This window comes from Amycolatopsis sp. lyj-108 (assembly GCF_046549005.1).
Taxonomy (GTDB): domain Bacteria; phylum Actinomycetota; class Actinomycetes; order Mycobacteriales; family Pseudonocardiaceae; genus Amycolatopsis.
Window position 1 is genome coordinate 421953 of the sequence record NZ_JAJPWQ010000006.1, and the last position, 18414, is coordinate 440366.

Here is an 18414-nt window from a genome sequence, read left to right on the forward strand (position 1 = left end):
CGGCTGTGGGCGACCCGGCGGTGTGGATCCGGGTTCGGTAGTGGTCCAGCTTATCCGGTCACCCCCGCATGACGCGCGAGCGGCGGCCCCGCACGGGGTACTGGCAGGATGGGGCGGCGTGACCGGAAGATCGACAGAGCCCACCTCGCCGAGCCGTCGCACTTTCCTGCGGATGGGAGCGCTGGCCGTGGTGGCCGTGCCGCTGGCCTCCGCCTGCTCCCCCGGCTTCGACGAAACCCCTGATCCGCTGGGCCCGTTGCTGCGTGCGGCGGAGACCGACGCGGCGGGCGCGAAGGCGTTGCCAGGCGCCGAGGGCGAAGCGGTCGCGACGGCGCGGGCCGCACACGCGGCGGCACTCAAGACCGAGGTGGACCGGCTCAACCGGCCGAAACCGGAACAGCAGGGCCCGGCGGAGAACCCGCCGTCGTCGGTGGACGGGCTCAAGGAACGGCTCGCCCAGGCCCGCGAACAGGCCGAAGGCCTCGTGCCTTCGCTGCCCCGCTACCGCGCCGGGATGGTCGCCTCGATCGCGGCGGGCTGCGCGGCGCTGCAACAGAGCTCGGACAAACTCGGCCGAGGCGACGACGCCGGACCCGTCGAGGTGCCCGCCGGAGTCCAGCTCGGCGGGGAGACGACGGAAGCCGTCCAGCAGGCGCTGGCCGCCGAACACGCGGCGGTCTGGGTGTACGGGCTGGTCAGCGCGTACCTGCCGGCCGCCTTCACCGGCGCGGTGAGCCGCGGCACGGCCGAGCACGTCAAGCGGCGGAACGTCTGCGAGCGGATGCTTTCCGCGGCCGGGCGGACCCCCACCGGACCGGAGGCCGCGTACGTGCCGCCGAGGCCGGTGACCGAGGCGAACTCGGCGATGGAACTGGTCGCGACGGCCGAATCGGACGCGACGGCGGCCTGGCTCGGCGTGATCGACCGGACCGACGACGCGGCTCTGCGGACGACGGCGCTGAACGCGCTGATCGGCTCGGCGCGGCGAGGGACCGCTTGGCGGGCCGAGTTCGGCGCGAAGCCGGTGGCGATCGCGATGCCGGGCCAGTCGGCCTGAGCCTCTTCAGCCCGCTTCGGTCCCCATCGCGCGCTAGGAAAGGACCGTTCCTTGCAAATTTTGCAAGGAACGGTCCTTTCCTAGCATCCGGAGGCGGGCGTGACGGGACCGGTCAGCGGCGCAAGTCGCCCGAGAGCCGCAAAGCGTCGGTCGCGATCCGCTCCAGCATCGCCTTGTCGGTCTGCTTGTTGTAGAAACCGGCCAGCACGATGGCCACCTCGGGTCCGGTGACGTGGGAGTCGTAGGCCGCGTCCTGTCCGGAGATCTTCGGGGCGCCCTGCGCCTTGAAGGTGCCGTCGCGCACCAGGTCGGACACGTTGCCCGTGCCGTCCTTGTCGGTGAGCGCCTTGAGCTGGGTCGCGGTGACCTCGCCGGGCATGGTGACGAGGACGACCGACACCAGCGCCTTCTTCCCGCCGGTCTCCGTTGTGTAGAGCGCCCGCGACAGCCGCTTGCACGGCGTCTGCGTGAAGAACTCCTTGGTGTCGCCGTAGGCCTTGCTCGCGCAGTCGGTGGTGACCTGCGGGCCTTCGACCAGCGTGTACTGGAACTGGCCGCTCTTCGTCGGCGTGTCCGCGACCGGGGCGGGCTCGGGCTCGTGCCGGATCAGCCACCAGAGCAGCGCGGAGACGACCGCGATGGCGACCAGCCCGGCGCCTTTCAGCGCCAGGCCCTTGGTGTCCCTCGACGGCGACGGCGCGGACGGCGGCCCGCCCGGCCCTGCCGGTCGCACCGGCTGAAGCCGGGCCGTTTCCGTCGGTCCCGGGGTAAATTGCGCACCAACCACGGGAACATACGGTAGTTCACGCCGCTCGAGCGGTTCACCTGAACGTGCTTATCACCCGTTCGACGTCGTCAGCCGTGTTGTAGAGATGGAACCCGAATCGCTGCCTTCCGGCCCGGGTACCGGCCACGATGCCGGCTTCCTTCACCCGGGCGGCGTCGGCGTCGAGCGAGACGATCGCGCTCCCCTGACCGGGTGAGCCGAGCGCTTCGAGGAGTGAGTCGGCGAGGCCTGTGCAGTGCGCGCGGACGGCCTCGAGGTCCAGGGAGCCGAGGTAGTCCAGCGAGACGGCGGCGCCGACGAACGAGAGCCAGGCCGGGGACAGGTCGAGCGACCGGGTGCCCTCCGCGAGCCGCAACGGGAGGCCGTAGACGGTCTGCCAGCGGTCCTCCCCCGCGTACCAGTTCGCGGCCACCGGCACGGCCCGCTCCAGCACCCGCGGATGCGCGGCCAGCCACGCCGCCCCGCGCGGCGCGAGCAGCCACTTGTACCCCGCGGCGACCACCCAGTCGGCCCAGCCGAGGTCGAGCGGCTGCCAGCCGGCGGCCTGGGTGGCGTCGAGCAGGACCGCCGCACCCGCCGCCTCGGCCGCGGCGCGGAGCGCGCCGAGGTCGATCTGGGCGCCGTCCGCCGACTGGACGACGCTGACCGCGACGAGGTCGTGCCCCTCGACGCGTTCGGTCAGCTCGGTCAACGGGACTTCGGTGACCTTCACCCCACGGTGCGCCTGGGCCGCGAACGGGAAGGTGACGCTCGTGAAGTCGTTCCCGGCGACCAGCACACTGGCGCCGTCGGGCAATCCGGCCGCCACGTTCGCGATCAGCTGCGAAACGGACGCCCCGATCGCGACCCGCTCCGCCGGGACCCCGATCAGCGCGCCGAACCCGGCCCGGGTCCGCGCGACGGGCTCGTCGAAGTCCGCCGGACGGGCCTCGCCTCGCCGCCACCGCTCGACCGCCTCGGCCACCGCGTCGGCCACATGCGACGGCGGGATGCCGATACTGGGCGTGTTCAGATAACCGGGCGGGACGGCGAATTCGGCTCCGAAGGTCTGCATGCTCCCGAGATTAATGAGATTCCGGGAGCAGGGCCGCGACGTCGCCGTAGGACGGCGGGGTCAGCGGGAGTTCGCTGCCGTCGCGAACGGCCGTCACCGTGCGCAGTGTGGCGGCCAGCGCCATCCGGTACGGCAGCGATCCGAGGCTGATCCGTGCGACGCCGAGTTCGGCCGCTCCCGCGACGGTGACCTTGCCGGGGACGAACAGCAGGTTCAGCGGTTTCGCGACGGCCTTCACCAACCGCTCGACGTCCGCGGGTTCGGCGAGCCCCGGCACGAACACTCCGTCGGCTCCAGCGTCCACATAGGACCGGCAGCGTTCGATCGCGGTGCCGATGTCGGGCTCCCCCAGCCAATGCGTGTCCGTCCGCGCGTTGACGAAGAGATCCGGAGCGTGTTCCTTCGCCGCCGCGACCTTGGCCGCGTGCCGCACAGGGTCGCCGAGGGCGTCTTCGAGGTTGATGCCCGCGACACCGGCTTCGGCGAGTTCCGCGGCCAGCGCGCCGACCTCGCCCGGGTCGTCGCTGAACCCGTCCGCGAGGTCGACGCTGATCAGCACGTCGAGCTCGGCGAGCCGCCGCGCCAGCCGGACGGTGGCGTCCTTGGAGGACGGTGCGCCGTCCGGCTCGCCCTCGGCGGCCGAGACCCCGAGGCTGGTCGTGCCGAGCGCCGGGAAGCCTTGCGCGGTCAGGAAGGCGGCCGTGCCGAACTCCCAGACGTTCGGCAGGAGCAGCGGGGACCCGGGGACGTGGAGTGCGGCGAATGCGGTCATGGCACGACGGTAGCGAGCGGACGCTTCGGCGGTGGCCGACGTGTCCGGCCTGCCGCGCGGGAAGTCCGTGAGGGCCTCCTTCCCTACTTTGAGGGTAGGGAAGGAGGCCCTCACGGACCTTGGCACGTCCCGCAAGGCGAAGCGTCAGGCCCGTTCCAGGAAAGGCGTCAGCAGGTCCGGCACGGACTCCTCGGCGAACAGCAGCCCCTGCTCCTCTCCGGCGTCGTACACCGCGTACGCCCCGCCTCCGGCGGCCGTGGTCGCCACGACGGTCAGCAAACCCTTGCGCCGCTGGAAGATCGACTGTTTCACCGTCCACCCGATCACGCCTTCGCGTTCCAGCGCGAACGTGCTCCGCCGCACCGTCCCGTGCCGTCCGACGAGGTAGCGCCCGGTGATCCCGTGTCCGAGGTTGCGGTAGGCGTCCAGCGCCAGCAGCACCGAAACCGGCAGCAGCACGACACCGAGGGCGCCGCCGATCACCAGCAGGACGTCGGTCAGCAGGAGGCCGAGGATCGCGAAGATCGCCAGCAGGGCCACCACCGAACCGATCCACCAGCGCAGCAGCCGTCCCCGCGCGGCGCGCGGATGTCCGTTGAGCCGGACGGCTTCGGTCGGCGAGACGGGTTCACGCAGCACCGTCGCGGCGACCCGGTTGGCGATCGCGACGGGCGCGGCGGGCAGGAGCGTGTGGTAGTCGGTCTTGTCCTTGTCGTCGCTCTGCCGCATGCCGGTGGCGATCGCGTCGACGCGCGCCGCGCCGGAGATCCGGTTCCCGAGTGGCTCGACGAGGTCGATGCCGCGCATCCGGCGTTCCTCGATCGAGATCGAGCGGGTGGTGAACAGCCCGCGGCGCACCCGCAGTGTGCCGCCGGCTTCGCGGTCGAGCCGGTAGTTCCACCACATCTCGATCCACAGGCCCAGCGCGCCGACCACGCCGACGACCATCGCGATCGCCAGCAGGATCAGGATCGCCGCCACCAGCGGGATCCCGCGGAACAGGCCGATCACCCAGTCGATCAGACCTTTCTGCAGGCCCGCCCATTCGGAGATCTGCATGAGGCCACCGCCCGCGGCGAGCCCCAGGGTCGGCGTGAGGAACGACATCGGCGCGTAGCGGATCCAGCCCCGGTCCAGTTCGGCGAGCGGCGCGTCCTCGTCGGCCTCCGTGATTTCCGCGCGGCGCAACAGGTCCGCGCGCAGCCGCTCGGCCTCGGCGCGCGAGACGGGGTTGAGCTTGATCCGGCCCTGTCCGCCCGATTCGTGCGAGCCGGTGCCGATGGTCACCACCGCGACGCCGAACAGGCGGTGCAGCGGGTTGGCCGTCAGGTCGACGTTGCGGATCCGTTCGCGCTGCAGGGATTTCCGCGAGCGGAAGACCAGGGTGAACGCCGTCTCCAGCCGGTCCGGCGTGAGCCGGTACCGCACCCCTTTCCAGTAGAACAGCTCCGCCAGCACGCCGCCGCCGATGATGATCACCCCGCCGGCGACGACCCAGGCGAGGGCGACCCACAGCCTCGCGCCGCCGCCCACGATCGCGAGCGTGGTCGGGATCGCGGCACCGACGGCCACGCCGGTCATCATCAGCGCGGTGACGGCGAGCGTGCGTTTGTCGAGGGTGCTCCAGCCTTCGAACTCGCCCGAGGTCATGTCGCGTCCCCTGGCGTCGCCTGCGTCGTTTCGGTGAGCTGCTCCGCCAGGCTCGCGGCCAGTTCGTGGTCGAGCCCGCGGATCTTGACCGCGCCCCGCGCCGAGGCCGTGGTGACCGTGACGGTCGCGAGCTTGAACACCTGCTGCAACGGCCCGCGCAGGGTGTCCACGGTCTGGATCCGCGACATCGGCGCGACCCGCCACTCCTGCCAGAAGAACCCGGAGCGCGCGTACACCGCCGTCTCCGTGACTTCCCAGCGATGCACCTTGAACCACCACAGCGGCATCGCGATCACCCACACCAGCCCCAGCACCGCGAACACCGCCGCCGGTGTCAGCAGCCAGAACCGCGCGGGCGTGATGAGCAGCCCGAGCACCACCAGTACCAGCACCGGCGTACCCCAGAAAAGCGTTCCCTGCAGCCGCCACCAGCCGACGACCCGCTGATCCAGCGCGTTCCGCGGCGGCCTCAACCGCACCTTCCCCCGTTCGGCTTCCACCGAGTTCACCCCCGAGATCGTTTACAATGCGATCGCATCGTAATAGCATGTGACCGTAGTGGCAATGCGATCGCATTGCAAACAGCGGAACGGATGGTGAAGGTGCCGAAGCAGGTGGATCACGCCGCGCGGCGGGCGGAGATCGCCGAGGCGCTGACGCGGCTGACGGCCACACGAGGCCTCGAGGGAGTCAGCCTCCGGCACGTCGCCGCCGAAGCGGGCATGTCGATGGGCTTGGTACAGCACTATTTCAAGACCAAGGACGAGATGCTGCTGTTCGCCGTCGAACGCCGCTCACACGTGTACGAAGCGCGCATCAAAGCCCAGCTGGAAGCCGGCGAACTGCCGTCGACGCCGAAGGCCATCATCCGCGCGATCTTGACCGAGATCCTGCCGCTCGACGAGCGCAGGCGCGGCGACTGGCTGATGGGCGTCGCGTTCTTCATCCGGGCGATCTCGGATCCCGCCTTCGCGGCCGCGTTCACCGACGGCGTCCCTCAGTTGTTCGACCTGCTCGCCCTCCTGATCCGGCAGGGACAGGAGGCGGGCGATGTCGACAAGTCCGCCGACCCGATGCAGGAGTCCGCGATCCTCTGGGCGCTCGCCGATTCGCAGGGCACCAACATCGTGATGAAGCACCGCACCCCGGACGAGGCACTGTCCACTGTGGACTACTACCTCGACCGGCTGTTCGGCTCGGCTCCCGATGCCGGTCAGGCGGTGAGCTGACCGTCGTAGCTCTTGCGCGCGTCGAGCACTTCGCCCATGTGGACGCGCGCCCACTTGTCGAGCATGTCGAGCGGTTCGGCGAGGTTGCGCCCCAGCTCCGTCAGCTCGTACTCGACGTGCGGAGGGATCTCCGGGTACGCGGTGCGCGTCAGGATGCCGTCGCGGACGAGGCTGCGCAGCGTCTGGGTGAGGACCTTCTGCGAGATGCCGCGCACGCGTTTGCCGATCTCGGTGAACCGGAGCGGGCCGTCACCGAGCACGCCGACGATCAGCACGGTCCACTGATCGCCGATGCGGTCGAGCAGCGCGCGGGTGGGGCAGTCGGGGTCGTACGGGTTTCCGAGCACGTGACCTCCTCACTCTCCCCGGGAGAGTAACACGCCTAGTGAGAGGGGGCGGGCTGCATCAGCGCCTCGAACAGCAGGATCAGATGACGGCGGCCGCGCTCCCACCGTGCCTCCAGTTCGGTCTGGTCGCGGGTCGCCCAGCTGGCGATGAGGATGCCGCGGACGACGTCCATCGCCGTGTACACCGCGTGCAGGAACTCCGGATGCGCCGCGTGGTCCGGCAGCAGCGCCTTGCCGAACTCGACCAGGCTGCTGGTCGCGATCGGCTCGACCACGGCCATCTGGGCGCGCAGTTCCGCGTCGGTTCGCGACGCCACCCACAGCTCCACGGTCGCCGAGAACACCGGCCCCTGATGCATCTCCCACATCAGCTGCAACGCGTCGCCGACCGGGTCGGACGACGCCTTGAGCCGGTCGATCTCCGCCATCGCGACCTCGGTGCGCCTGGCCGCGAGATGCCGGATCGCGGAGGTGACGAGGTCGGTCTTGGTCGGGAAGTGATGCACCTGCGCGCCGCGGGTCACCCCGGCGCGATCGGCGACGCGGGTGGTCGTGGTGCCCGCGTAGCCGTACTCGACGAGGCAGTCGATCGTGGCGTCGAGCAGCCTGACGCGCATCGCGGCGCTGCGTTCCTCCTGCGTGCGTCGTGGTGCGGCCATGCGCCTACTTTATGGTGCGCCGCGCGAGGCGCGCGCCACGAGGCTCTCGACCATGCGCCCCAGGAAGTGGCCGAGGAACCGGCGATAGAACCAGCCGGTGCCGGGGATCTTCGCGGTGAACGTGGAATGCCAGTGGACGTCGGTGCCGTTCCGTCCGGGGGCGAGGTCGACGTAGGCGCGGTAATCGCGCAGCGGGAGCCCCTTCTTGAGGGTGTAGCCGAAGCGCTTGCCTGGTTCGAGCGCGATGACCTCTTCACAGCTGTTGACGCCATTGGTGCTGAAGACGCCGACGGCGCCGAGACCGTTCTCGTCACCCTTTTCGAGCAGGCGGAACGACCCCATGGGTGACCAGTCGGGCCAGCGCTCGCGGTCTTCGAGCAGTGCGTAGACCGCTTCGGGGCTCGCGCTCGTGTGGCCGTGGACGGATATGCGCTGGATTTTCGCCATACGTGCTCCTTCTCTCTCGCAAGCAGGTGACTAATTGCGGGTGACGACCGGCACCGACAGCGAAGTCCCGCCCAGCTCGAAGGTCACCTTGGCACCGGTCGCGGGCAGCGCCGGTGCGAACATGTCCCCGTCGGTCCCGCCCAGTACGAGCGCGAGCCGATGCCCCGCCGGCACGACGTGGTCGAGGCTGCTCAGCCGGAACGTCATCGTGTACGCCTTGCCCGGTACGAGCGGTTCGCCCCGCCACAGTGACCGGTGGTGGCCGAGGTCGGCCCAGCCGGTGGCCACGATCCGTTTGTCCACAGTGGTCAGATCCGCGACGGTGTCGAGGAAGCACCCGGTGTCCGCGGCGGTACCCGCGCCCCAGCAGGAGCGGGTCTCCGAGTTCTTGATGCCCAGCGCGGGGAACTTCGTGTATCGGACGGTCGAGGGACCGTAGTCGACCAGCACCGCGCCGAGCCGCGCGCTCGGCTTGTCCGAACGGGCGGTCACCGTCACGGTGGCGGTCCCGGCGATCCGCGTTTCGGTGCGCACCGGCTCACCGGTGAAGACCAGACGCTCCGGGCGGGCTTGCGACGGGTTCTCGACCCACTGCGACGCCCCGCGCGCCGGGTCGTCGGTCACCGAAGCCGCCCCGCTTCCCGGGCGGCTCGTCAGCCCGCCCGACGCCGAAGGCCACAACTCGCGCGACTTCGTGGTGAGCGGCCAGCGGCGTTCGTCCGTCCAGCGGTCCGGCGTGTGCTCGATCCGGATCGCGGGTTCGGTCTCGACGCCGTTGCGGACGCCGAGCAGCCACCGGTCGAACCAGCGGTGCAGGGTCTTCACGAACAGCGACCGGTCGAGGTCGAACGGGTCGACGTGCGCCGCCTGGTGCAGCCACGCCTTGCGCGGCACGCCATACGCGTTCAGGGCCTCCCACCATGGCCCGAACTGGATCGGGTTGACGTTGACGTCCTGGAAGCCCATCGACGCGAAAACGCTCGCGCGCACCTTGCCGGTCTTCGCGACGTAGTCGAGCCCGCGCCAGTACTCGTTGAAGTTCCCGGCCGTCCCCGCGCGCCGGGCGTTCTCCTCGTCGAACGGACGGCAGAGCTTCTTGGCACGCTCGTTGTAGAAACCAGGACCGCCCGCCCAGCCGAACCAGGCGCCGTCCGCGTTGTGGACCTCGTAGTAGGAACTGACCCCGGCGATCGGCACGATGGTCTTCAGGCCCTCGATCCCGGACGCCGCCATCCCGATCGCCGTCGCCCCGTCCTGCGACTTCCCGATCGCGCCGACCGACCCGTTCGCCCAGCCCGCGCGGACCCGCTCGGGCCCGAACGGCGTGCGGAACGCGTTCGCGCGCCCGTTGAGCCAGTTCACGACGCCGTTGCCGGACGCGACGTCGTCGAAGCACCCGGACGAGCGATTGGTGCCCCCGACGTCGACCAGCACGACGGCGTACCCGCGCGGGACGAAGTAGTTGTCGTAGAAGAGCGGGAACTGCGAGGGCGTGCCGTCGGGAAGGTACGTCTTCGGCTGGCGCTCGTTGCCGCGGCCGATCTTTTCGAAGTACGGGCTGACGTCCATGATCACCGGAACGCGGTGCCCGCGCGCGGCCGGTTCGGCCGGACGGATGATGTCGGCGGCGACGCGGTCGGCTTGCCCGTCGCGGTCGAGGTCCTGGCCGGTCTCCACCCAGGCGGTCTCCCGGATGGCCTTCTCGTAGGAGAACACCGGCTCACTGACGCCGTCCCGCAGGACGAACGCGGGCGTCGCGATCGCGGGTGCGGCGGTGAGCAGCAGCATCGCCACGACGGTGGCGGTCACACTCTTGAGCCCCATCGACCGAGTATCGCTTACAAAACCCGAACATCGTCCCCACAATTCTCGTATCCGGCCGCGCGACGCTCTTCGCATGCTGAAACACACCATCGCCGTCTGCCTGACCGCGGCCGGCCTCGTCGCCCTCGCCCCCGCCGCCTCGGCACAGGCCCCGATCACCCTGAGCCCCGAAGAGTCGCAGCAACTGTGCGCCGAATGGCTGCCCAAGCTCACCCAGCGCACCGCGAAGCTCACCGAACGCATCAACGGTGGCCCCGAGATCCGCGGTTCCGTGGCGAATCTCAAGGCCAGGGCCGAGAACCAGCGCAAGAAGGGCCACAACGACACCGCCGACAGGCTCCAGAAGCGGGCCGACACCCGCGGCGGACGGCTTCCCGAACTCGCCGCGGCGAAGCAGAAGCTGGACGCGTTCACGGGCGCGCACTGCAAGGCGGGCAAGTGAAGCGGCTCCTCGCCGCGTCCCTCGCCGCGTTCGCGCTGTTCGGCGCGGCCGCCTGCACCGAGGAAAAGCCTGCTTCGAGCCCGGCGCCGGGTGAGCTGAGCGACGTCCAGCGGACCCTCGACGCGATCGAGCAGGACATGGCAGGCGACCCTGCCCCGTGACAGGATCGGCCGGTGACGACGCAACCGGGACGCGGGCTGGTACTGGTCGTCGAGGACGACCCCGCGATCGCCGAACTCGCTTCGCTGTACCTGCGGCGGGACGGGTTCGGCGTGCACGTGGAGGCGGACGGCGGCGCCGCACTGGCCACGATCCGGCGGCTCCGCCCGGTCGCGATCGTCCTCGACATCGGACTGTCCGGAATGGACGGTATCGAGATCTGCCGGACCCTGCGCGCGGACGGCGACTGGACGCCAGTGTTGTTCGTGACGGCCCGCGACGACGAACTGGATCGCTTGCTGGGCCTGGAGATCGGCGCGGACGACTACCTGACGAAACCGTTCAGCCCGCGTGAACTCTCGGCCAGGGTCCGCACCGTCCTGCGCCGCGCCGCCGGAGCGCCGTCACCGGCCGAGACCTACACGGCCGGCGGCGTCCGCGTCGACGTCACCCAGCGCCGCGTCTGGGCGGCCGACACCGAGATCGCACTGACCTCGACCGAATTCGAGCTGCTCACCCATCTGGTGCGACGGCCCGGTCAGGTGTTCAGCCGCGAGCAACTGCTCAGCTCGGTCTGGGGTTACGCGGCGTCGGCTGGCACGCGGACCGTCGACGTCCACATCGCCCAGCTGCGCGGGAAACTGGGTGCCCACAGTCCGATCAGGACGGTCCGCGGCATCGGTTACGCGGCGGACGCCGGATGAAACGGACGTCGCTCGCGCTGCGGATCACCGTGGTGTGCCTCGCGATCGCCGCGGTCGCGGTGGTGGTGGCCGGCCTGGTCGCGGCGCGGCTCGTCCGCACCGCCGGGGTCGAGGTGCTCCGGCAGTCGCTCTCGGCGCAGGCCGATGTGGTCGCGAGCCAGCTCGACGAGACCGGGATCGGCAATCGGCTCGCCGTCGGCAAGGTCGCGGAAGTCGTTCGCGGGCAAGGGATCGACGTGGTCGTCCGCCGTCCGAACGGGACACTCGACGGTGCCGGGACGGTCGCGGCGATCGCCGCTTCGAAAGCGGGATTGACACGCGTCGGCTCGGACACGGTGCTCGTCGAAGGACGGCAGTACCTCGTCGAAGTCCGCACCGTGGGCGCGAAGGGCGCCGCGTTCGCGCTCGTCCAGTCGACGAAGATCGGCGAGGCGCGCGGACGGCTGCTGGTGCGCAACATCGTGCTCGCGCTCGGCGCCGGGCTGGCGGTCGCCGCGGTGGCGGGGCTGGTGCTGAGCCGGATGCTGTCGCGGCCGCTGCGCCGGGCCGCGTCGGTGGCGAACGGGATGCGGTCCGGACGCCGTGACCTGCGCGTTCCGGTCGAAGGCCCGTCCGAGGTCGCGGACGTGGCGCAATCGGTCAACGAACTGGCCGACGCCCTGCAGTACAGCGAGGCGCGGCAACGCGAGTTCCTGCTTTCGGTTTCGCACGAACTGCGGACGCCGCTGACCGCGGTCACCGGATTCGCCGAGGCGATCGGCGACGGCGTGGCCGAAGGCGAGGACGCGCGCCGCGCCGGGCAGACCATCCATCGGGAGGCCGTGCGACTGGAACGTCTGGTCAGCGACCTGCTGGAGCTGGCGAGGCTCGGCGCCGACGAGTTCCGCCTCGACCCGGCCCGGCTCGATCTCGCCACGCTGGTCGGCGAATGCGCCGACGTCTGGCGGCTGCGGTGCGAACGGCAGGACGTCACGCTGCTGGTCGAACGGCCCGCCGGTGAGGTCCCGGTCATCGCCGATCCGCGACGGCTTCGGCAGGTCGTCGACGGGCTGGCCGAGAACGCGCTGCGCGTGACCCCGGCGGGCGCGCCGATCGTGTTCTCCCTGGTGACCGCCGAGGGACAGGCCTGGCTGGCGGTGCGCGACGGCGGCCCCGGGCTGGCGCCGGAGGACTATCCGGTCGCGTTCGACCGCGGCGTGCTGAACCGGCGGTACCGCGACAGCCGCCCGGTCGGTTCGGGGATCGGGCTCGCGCTGGCGTACGGCCTGGTCACCCGGATGGGCGGAACGCTGACGGCGGGTCCGGCTCCGGAAGGCGGAGCCGCGTTCACCGTGGCGCTGCGGCTAGGGTGAACGAGTGGAGATGTTGCACCTGCGGTACTTCGTGGCCGTCGCCGAGGAACTGAACTTCTCCCAGGCGGCCCGCAGGCTGCATATGGCCGCCTCCCCGCTGAGCCAGCGCATCAAGGATCTCGAACACGAACTCGGCCACCGGCTGTTCGACCGCAGCACGCATCACGTCACCCTCACCGCGGCGGGCTCCGCGCTGCTGCCCATCGCGCGGGACGTCCTCGAACAGGTCAACGCGATCCCCTGGCGACTTCAGGAAGCGGTGAAACCGCGGCGGAGCACCGTGTTCATCGGCATGCCCGCCGGTGTGCACCCGGCCTTGCGCGAACGCGTCAAACAGCTCGAAGAGCGCAGCCACGACCGCTTCGAACTCAAACGCTGGCCGGGGACGACACCCGATCTGGTCGCCGCAGTGCACGAAGGCAAACTGGCGTTGTCGCTGGTCCGGATGCCGGTCGCCGATCCCGCGCTGGAGATCGTCCCGGTGCAGGTGGAGCGGCTCGGCGCCGTCGTCCCGGCCGACCGGTTCGCCGGGCGGGAGACCGTCACCATCGCCGAATTGAGTGATCTGTCCTACATCCCGTCCGCCTCGGAAAGCATTCCGGCCTATTCGGACGATATGGACCACACGTTGTCGAAGGCGGGCATCAAGAAAAGGCTCAAAGTCGGCGGAACCGAATATTCGGGCATTTCCGAATTGGTGGCGAACGGTTCCTCGTTTTCGATCACGATGCTCGACCCGGCCAGCCCGATGCATCTGTTCCTCGTCGACGGCGCCACCATCCTCCCGTTCTCGGATTTCCGTCCTCGGCTGGAAACCGCGTTGGTGTGGCGCCGCGACCGCGCCGCGGAGGGCGACCTCGCCGGACTGGTCGAGGCGGCCCGCGAGATCTTCGCCGAACCGCTTTCGACCTGACGCCACTCACGACCTCGGCACCGGCGGCGGCCCCTCACGGCATCCCCAAGTACATGAAGGACCCCATCCTTGCGCCTAGGTACAGGAAGGGGTCCTTCATGTACCCCAAGAATGGTATGACCACTGCGGTCATACCATTCTTCTTTTCTTGATCATTCCCTTTCCCGCTATTCGCGCCTAACTTCGGTTGTAGAGCGAACAACGGCGAAGGGAAGCAAAATGACACAAACCGCTACCGGACCGCTGGACGGTGTTCGCGTGATCGACCTCTCGACGGTGGTCATGGGCCCGTATGCCGCGCAGATCCTCGGCGACCTCGGTGCCGACGTGATCAAGATCGAGTCCCCGGCCGACACCGTCCGGGTCGGTAAGTTCCGCACGACACCGGGAATGACGCCGCTCAACCTGAACGTGAACCGCAACAAGCGCAGCGTCTCCCTCAACCTCAAGGACGAGGAGCAGCGCGAGCAGGCGCTCAAGCTGATCGACACCGCCGACGTACTGATCACCAACATGCGTCCCGGCGCGCTGAGCAGGCTCGGCATGAACTACGCCGACGTCGCCGCGCGCAACCCCGGCCTGGTCTACGCCCACGCGCAGGGTTTCCGCAGCGACTCCGACCGCGCGGGCCACGCCGCCTACGACGAGACCGTGCAGGCGTCGTCCGGTCTGGTCGACGTCGCGAACCGCGCCCTGGGCAGGCCGGTGTACCTGCCGACGATCATCGGCGACAAGGTGTCCTCCTTGACCATCGCGTACACCGTGCTCGCCGCGCTGGTGCACCGCGACCGGACCGGCGAGGGCCAGCGCGTCGAGATCCCGATGACCGACACGCTGATCGCGTTCAACCTGGTCGAGCACCTGGCCGGGCACGTGTTCGAGCCCGCGGAGAGCCCGACCGGCTTCGGCCCGTCGCTGAACCCCGGCCACCAGGCCGTGCACACCAAGGACGGGATGGCCTGCGTGATCCCCTACAACCCGCAGAACTTCCGCGACTTCTTCCACGCCGCCGGGCGGCCGGAACTGGCCGAGGATCCCCGGGTCAACGGCGACGCCATCGACGGCGCCGACCACGAAGCGCTGGCCGGGATGATCGCGGACTGCGCCCCGGCGCTGACCACCGGAGAGTGGACCGAGGTCTGCGCGAAGCACAGCATCCCGATGGCCCCGGTCCTGGAACTGGACACCGCGCAGGACGACGACTACGTCCGCGACGGTCACCTGCTCGACGTCGTCGAGCACCCGAGCGAGGGCGCGATCCGCACCATCGGCATTCCGGTGAAGTTCTCCGCCACGCCGGGTTCCGTGCGCCGCCTGGCTCCCCTGCCTGGCCAGGACACCGAAGACGTCCTGCGTGAACTCGCCACCACTCGCTGAGGAAGAACCATGAGCACCAACGAAGTACGGACCGAGCGGGTCGGCGCCACGCTGCTGATCACGATCGACCGGCCGCAAGCCCGCAACGCGGTGAACGCCGCCGTCGCCGCCGGTCTGGCCGAAGCACTCGACCTCCTGGAAACCGATCCGGGCCTGCGGGCCGGAGTCCTGACCGGCGCGGACGGTTCGTTCAGTGCCGGCATGGACCTCAAGGCGGCGCTGAAAGGCGAGTCGCCCGAGTCCCCCGGCCGCGGGTTCGGCGGGCTGACCGAGGCCGAACTGCCGAAGCCGCTGATCGCGGCGGTCGAAGGCTGGGCGATGGGCGGCGGATTCGAACTGGCGCTGGGCTGCGACCTGATCGTCGCCGCCGAAGACGCCAAGTTCGGGCTGCCCGAGGTGAAACGCGGGCTGATCGCCGCCGGAGGTGGCGTGATCCGGTTGCCGAAGCGGATCCCGCACCACCTGGCGATTGAGTTCCTGCTCACCGGCGAACCGATCGGCGCCGAACGCGCCGGAAGCCTCGGCCTGGTGAACCGGGTCGTCCCGAGTGGCGAGGCCGCCGCGGTCGCCCTGCAACTGGCCGAACAGGTCACCGCCAACGCTCCCCTGGCGCTGGCCCTGGTCAAGAAGATCGTCCGCGCCGCCGACGGAGTCCCCGACGCGCAAGCGTTTGCCACCCAGCGTGCGGAGCTTCCGGCGCTGATGAAGTCGGCCGACGTCCGCGAGGGCATGCAGGCCTTCGCCGAACGTCGCGCTCCACAGTGGACAGGTGAGTGAGATGAAGCAGCAAGAAGTCCTCCGGCATGTGACCACGCCGCTCACGAACCCGGCGTACGCGCCGGTGGTGCCCCGGTTCACGAATCGCGAGTACCTGAACATCGTCTACCGCACCGACGCCGACGCCCTGCGCGCCGTCGTGCCGGAGCCGCTGGAGATCGACGAGCCGCTGGTGCGGTTCGAGGTGATGAAGATGGGCGACGTCAGCGGTTACGGGCCCTACACCGAGTCCGGGCAGGCGATCCCGGTGAGCTTCGAGGGTGAGCGTGGCGAGTACCTGCACGCGATGTACCTCGACAACTTCCCGGCCACCGCGTCCGGCCGGGAGATCAGCGCCTACCCGAAGACCATCGGATCGCCGAGGTTGTTCGCCGAGAACGGCGCGCTCGTCGGGACGCTCGACCACGGCAGCCAGCGGGTCGCGACCGCGACCATGGGCTACAAGCACCACCGGCTGGACGTCCACGAGGCCGAAGCGCAGATCACCGTGCCGACGTTCATGCTCAAGACCATCCCGGACTACGACGGTTCGCCCCGGGTCTTCGAACTGGTGCGCACCGAGATCACCGACGTGGTGGTCAAGGAAGCGTGGACCGGGCCGGCGCGGTTGCAACTGTTCCAGCACGTGCTGGCCCCGCTCGCCGATCTCCCGGTGCTGGAGGTCGTTTCGGCGAGCCACATCCTCACCGACCTGACACTCGCCCCGGTCAAGCCGGTCTTCGACTACTTGAAGGGAGCACGGTCATGACCTTCCGGAACGCCGCGGTGATCGGCGCGGGCACCATCGGCCTGTCGTGGACGGCGTTGTTCGCCGCGCACGACATGGAGGTCTGGGTTTCGGATCCGCGGCCGGATCTCGCCGACGCCGTCGCCGGCGCGCTGGAGACGTTCGCCCCGCATCTCGGCCGGGACGCCGCGGACCTCGCCCCTCGCGTCCACCTCGCCGCTGACGTCTCCGAAGCCGTCCGGAACGCGGATGTCGTGCAGGAGAACGGACCCGAGAACGTCGAGTTCAAGAAGGAGCTGTTCGCGACCTTGGTCCGCGAGGCACCGTCTCACGCGCTCCTTCTCAGCTCGTCTTCCGCGATCCCCTCGACGGCTTTCGCTTCGGAGCTGGACGACGCTTCGCGAGTCCTGATCGGACACCCGTTCAACCCGCCGCACCTGATCCCGCTGGTCGAGGTCGTACCCGGTGAGCGCACCAGCGCCGAGTCGGTGGACCGCGCCGTCGAGTTCTACCGGTTCACCGGCCGCACCCCGGTGGTGGAACGCAAGGAGATCCCCGGCTTCGTCGGCAACCGGCTGCAGAACGCGCTGAGCCGCGAGGCGATCTACCTGGTGGAACAGGGCGTGGTGTCACCGTCCGAACTGGACGCGGTGATGACGAATTCGCTCGGCATCCGCTGGTCCACCGTCGGTCCGTTCCTCGGCTCGCATCTGGGCGGTGGCCCCGGCGGCTACCGGCACATGGCCGAGCACATCGGCAAGTCGATGAAGAAGATGTGGGCGGGCCTCGGTCAGCCCTCGCAGAACCCCGAAGAACAGGAACGGCTCATCGAAGCCGTGGAATCCGCTTACGGCTCCTCCACGTACTCGGAACTCGCCGAGGCGCGCGACCGCAAGCAACTCGCGGTGCTGTCCGCTTTGGACAGTGCCGGCCGTAATCGCAAGGAGGAGAACTGAAATGACCGCCGACTTCTACGACTACGAGGACCTGCTGCCGGAGGAGGAGCGCAAGCTGCTGCTCAAGACGCGTGACTTCATGCGCACCGAGGTCGAGCCGCTGGTGAACGAATACTGGGCCAAGGGCGAGTTCCCGCACGAACTCGTCGGCAAGTTCCGCGAACTCGGTGTCGCCGGGTTGCCCTACGAGGGCTACGGCGAACACCTTCCGGCCACCAGCCACCTGCTCAGCGGCATGATGGCGATGGAGATGACCCGCACGGACCCGTCGGTGGCGACCTTCTTCGGCGTCCACAACGGACTCGCGATGTACAGCATCTACTCGGGCGGCGACCAGGAACAGCGCGACCGCTGGCTCCCGCCGATGGCGGCGATGGACAAGATCGGCGCCTTCGCGATGACCGAGCCGCTCGGCGGATCCGACGTCGCGGGCGGCATGCGGACGACGGCGCGCCGTGAGGGCGACACCTGGATCCTCAACGGTGCCAAGAAATGGATCGGCAACGCGACCTTCGCCGACCTGGTCATCGTGTGGGCCCGCGACGAGGAAGACAACCACGTCAAGGGTTTCGTCGTCGAGAAGGACTCGCCCGGATTCGTCCCGGTCAAGATCGAGAACAAGTTCGCCTTCCGGATCGTGGAGAACGCGGAGATCACCCTGACCGACGTCCGGGTGCCGGAGGCCAACCGGCTGCAGGGCATCGACTCGTTCCGCAACGTCGCCGAGATCCTGCGCGCGACCCGCGGCGGTGTGGCTTGGCAGGCGCTGGGCGTGATGATCGGCGCCTACGAACTCGCGCTGGACTACGCCAAGGAGCGCCAGCAGTTCGGCCGTCCGATCGCGCGGTTCCAGCTGGTGCAGGACCTGCTCGTGAAGAGCCTCGGCAACATCACCGCTTCGTGGGGCATGCTGGTGCAGCTCGCCCGGTTGCAGGACGCCGGGATCTTCAAGGACGAGCACTCGTCGCTGGCGAAGGCGTTCGTGACCTCGCGGATGCGTGAGGTCGTCGCCTGGGGCCGGGAGATCTTCGGCGGCAACGGGATCGTGCTGGACAACGACATCATGCGGTTCTTCACCGACGCCGAGGCGATCTACTCGTTCGAAGGCACCCGGGAGATGAACACGCTGATCGTCGGGAAGGCCATCACCGGCCAGAGCGCCTTCGTGTGACCTGACCGCC

At 69.6% G+C, this 18414-nt stretch carries 21 protein-coding genes; 12 read left to right on the plus strand and 9 right to left on the minus strand.

Annotation, left to right across the window (positions count from 1 at the left end; all coding sequences use genetic code 11):
* The first annotated feature begins 118 nt into the window (after positions 1 to 118).
* On the plus strand, positions 119 to 1057 hold the full coding sequence (locus tag ACLJO0_RS24045) for a ferritin-like domain-containing protein (RefSeq protein WP_410580618.1): 939 nt from the start codon (positions 119 to 121) through the stop codon (positions 1055 to 1057).
* 112 nt (positions 1058 to 1169) lie between these two features.
* Here the strand turns inward: ACLJO0_RS24045 and ACLJO0_RS24050 are convergent, their stop codons facing one another.
* The 5 genes from ACLJO0_RS24050 to ACLJO0_RS24070 all read right to left on the minus strand — a co-directional run bounded on the left by ACLJO0_RS24050 (position 1170) and on the right by ACLJO0_RS24070 (position 5829).
* On the minus strand, positions 1170 to 1790 hold the full coding sequence (locus ACLJO0_RS24050; RefSeq protein ID WP_410580619.1) for a hypothetical protein: 621 nt from the start codon (positions 1788 to 1790) through the stop codon (positions 1170 to 1172).
* An 88-nt stretch (positions 1791 to 1878) separates the two neighbouring features.
* Positions 1879 to 2898: an aminotransferase class V-fold PLP-dependent enzyme gene (locus ACLJO0_RS24055; RefSeq protein WP_410580620.1), complete on the minus strand. Its 1020-nt coding sequence runs from the start codon at positions 2896 to 2898 to the stop codon at positions 1879 to 1881.
* Between the two features lie 10 nt (positions 2899 to 2908).
* Positions 2909 to 3670 (minus strand): isocitrate lyase/phosphoenolpyruvate mutase family protein, encoded by a 762-nt coding sequence (locus ACLJO0_RS24060; protein ID WP_410580621.1) that lies wholly within the window; start codon positions 3668 to 3670, stop codon positions 2909 to 2911.
* A 144-nt stretch (positions 3671 to 3814) separates the two neighbouring features.
* Positions 3815 to 5320 carry a PH domain-containing protein gene (locus ACLJO0_RS24065; protein WP_410580622.1) on the minus strand — a complete coding sequence of 502 codons (1506 nt, stop codon included), beginning with the start codon at positions 5318 to 5320 and terminating at the stop codon, positions 3815 to 3817.
* The gene (locus ACLJO0_RS24070; protein ID WP_125793340.1) at positions 5317 to 5829 is read right to left on the minus strand and encodes a PH domain-containing protein; all 513 of its coding nucleotides are present in this window, start codon (positions 5827 to 5829) and stop codon (positions 5317 to 5319) included. The genes ACLJO0_RS24065 and ACLJO0_RS24070 overlap by 4 nt, the downstream gene beginning before the upstream one ends.
* Before the next feature lie 84 nt (positions 5830 to 5913).
* On the opposite strand from ACLJO0_RS24070, the gene ACLJO0_RS24075 reads away from it, so the two are divergent.
* A complete protein-coding gene (locus ACLJO0_RS24075; RefSeq protein ID WP_410580623.1) occupies positions 5914 to 6549 on the plus strand; it encodes a TetR/AcrR family transcriptional regulator in 636 nt (211 codons plus the stop codon).
* On the opposite strand, the gene ACLJO0_RS24080 is transcribed toward ACLJO0_RS24075, so the two are convergent.
* The 4 genes from ACLJO0_RS24080 to ACLJO0_RS24095 are packed head-to-tail and all read right to left on the minus strand — an operon-like array spanning position 6534 to position 9826.
* The gene (locus tag ACLJO0_RS24080; RefSeq protein ID WP_005166650.1) at positions 6534 to 6896 is read right to left on the minus strand and encodes a winged helix-turn-helix transcriptional regulator; all 363 of its coding nucleotides are present in this window, start codon (positions 6894 to 6896) and stop codon (positions 6534 to 6536) included. The two genes, ACLJO0_RS24075 and ACLJO0_RS24080, sit on opposite strands and share 16 nt — an antisense overlap.
* Positions 6897 to 6931: 35 nt before the next feature.
* Positions 6932 to 7513, minus strand: a complete 582-nt coding sequence (locus ACLJO0_RS24085) for a TetR/AcrR family transcriptional regulator (protein WP_125793976.1) — start codon at positions 7511 to 7513, stop codon at positions 6932 to 6934.
* A 51-nt stretch (positions 7514 to 7564) separates the two neighbouring features.
* Positions 7565 to 8002, minus strand: coding sequence for an SRPBCC family protein (locus ACLJO0_RS24090; protein WP_410580624.1), 438 nt, complete (start codon positions 8000 to 8002; stop codon positions 7565 to 7567).
* 30 nt (positions 8003 to 8032) lie between these two features.
* Positions 8033 to 9826: a CocE/NonD family hydrolase gene (locus ACLJO0_RS24095; RefSeq protein ID WP_410580625.1), complete on the minus strand. Its 1794-nt coding sequence runs from the start codon at positions 9824 to 9826 to the stop codon at positions 8033 to 8035.
* 73 nt (positions 9827 to 9899) lie between these two features.
* Between ACLJO0_RS24095 and ACLJO0_RS24100 the strand changes: the two genes are divergently transcribed.
* From ACLJO0_RS24100 to ACLJO0_RS24145, 10 genes are all read left to right on the plus strand, one after another.
* The gene (locus ACLJO0_RS24100) at positions 9900 to 10268 is read left to right on the plus strand and encodes a hypothetical protein (protein WP_125793336.1); all 369 of its coding nucleotides are present in this window, start codon (positions 9900 to 9902) and stop codon (positions 10266 to 10268) included.
* Positions 10265 to 10429 carry a hypothetical protein gene (locus ACLJO0_RS24105; RefSeq protein ID WP_410580626.1) on the plus strand — a complete coding sequence of 55 codons (165 nt, stop codon included), beginning with the start codon at positions 10265 to 10267 and terminating at the stop codon, positions 10427 to 10429. Before ACLJO0_RS24100 ends, ACLJO0_RS24105 begins: the two co-directional genes overlap by 4 nt.
* A gap of 12 nt (positions 10430 to 10441) precedes the next feature.
* The gene (locus ACLJO0_RS24110) at positions 10442 to 11131 is read left to right on the plus strand and encodes a response regulator (protein WP_410580627.1); all 690 of its coding nucleotides are present in this window, start codon (positions 10442 to 10444) and stop codon (positions 11129 to 11131) included.
* Positions 11128 to 12483 (plus strand): histidine kinase dimerization/phospho-acceptor domain-containing protein, encoded by a 1356-nt coding sequence (locus tag ACLJO0_RS24115; RefSeq protein ID WP_410580628.1) that lies wholly within the window; start codon positions 11128 to 11130, stop codon positions 12481 to 12483. The genes ACLJO0_RS24110 and ACLJO0_RS24115 overlap by 4 nt, the downstream gene beginning before the upstream one ends.
* 4 nt (positions 12484 to 12487) lie before the next feature.
* Positions 12488 to 13396 carry a LysR family transcriptional regulator gene (locus ACLJO0_RS24120; RefSeq protein WP_410580629.1) on the plus strand — a complete coding sequence of 303 codons (909 nt, stop codon included), beginning with the start codon at positions 12488 to 12490 and terminating at the stop codon, positions 13394 to 13396.
* Positions 13397 to 13615: 219 nt separating this feature from the next.
* Positions 13616 to 14773, plus strand: a complete 1158-nt coding sequence (locus tag ACLJO0_RS24125; protein ID WP_410580630.1) for a CaiB/BaiF CoA transferase family protein — start codon at positions 13616 to 13618, stop codon at positions 14771 to 14773.
* A 9-nt stretch (positions 14774 to 14782) separates the two neighbouring features.
* Complete coding sequence (locus ACLJO0_RS24130; protein WP_410580631.1) at positions 14783 to 15550, plus strand: crotonase/enoyl-CoA hydratase family protein; 768 nt, start codon at positions 14783 to 14785, stop codon at positions 15548 to 15550.
* A 1-nt stretch (position 15551) separates the two neighbouring features.
* Positions 15552 to 16298: an acetoacetate decarboxylase gene (locus ACLJO0_RS24135; RefSeq protein ID WP_410580632.1), complete on the plus strand. Its 747-nt coding sequence runs from the start codon at positions 15552 to 15554 to the stop codon at positions 16296 to 16298.
* Positions 16295 to 17233: a 3-hydroxyacyl-CoA dehydrogenase NAD-binding domain-containing protein gene (locus ACLJO0_RS24140; protein ID WP_410580633.1), complete on the plus strand. Its 939-nt coding sequence runs from the start codon at positions 16295 to 16297 to the stop codon at positions 17231 to 17233. The genes ACLJO0_RS24135 and ACLJO0_RS24140 overlap by 4 nt, the downstream gene beginning before the upstream one ends.
* A 1-nt stretch (position 17234) precedes the next feature.
* Complete coding sequence (locus tag ACLJO0_RS24145; protein WP_410580634.1) at positions 17235 to 18404, plus strand: acyl-CoA dehydrogenase family protein; 1170 nt, start codon at positions 17235 to 17237, stop codon at positions 18402 to 18404.
* Positions 18405 to 18414 lie beyond the last annotated feature (10 nt).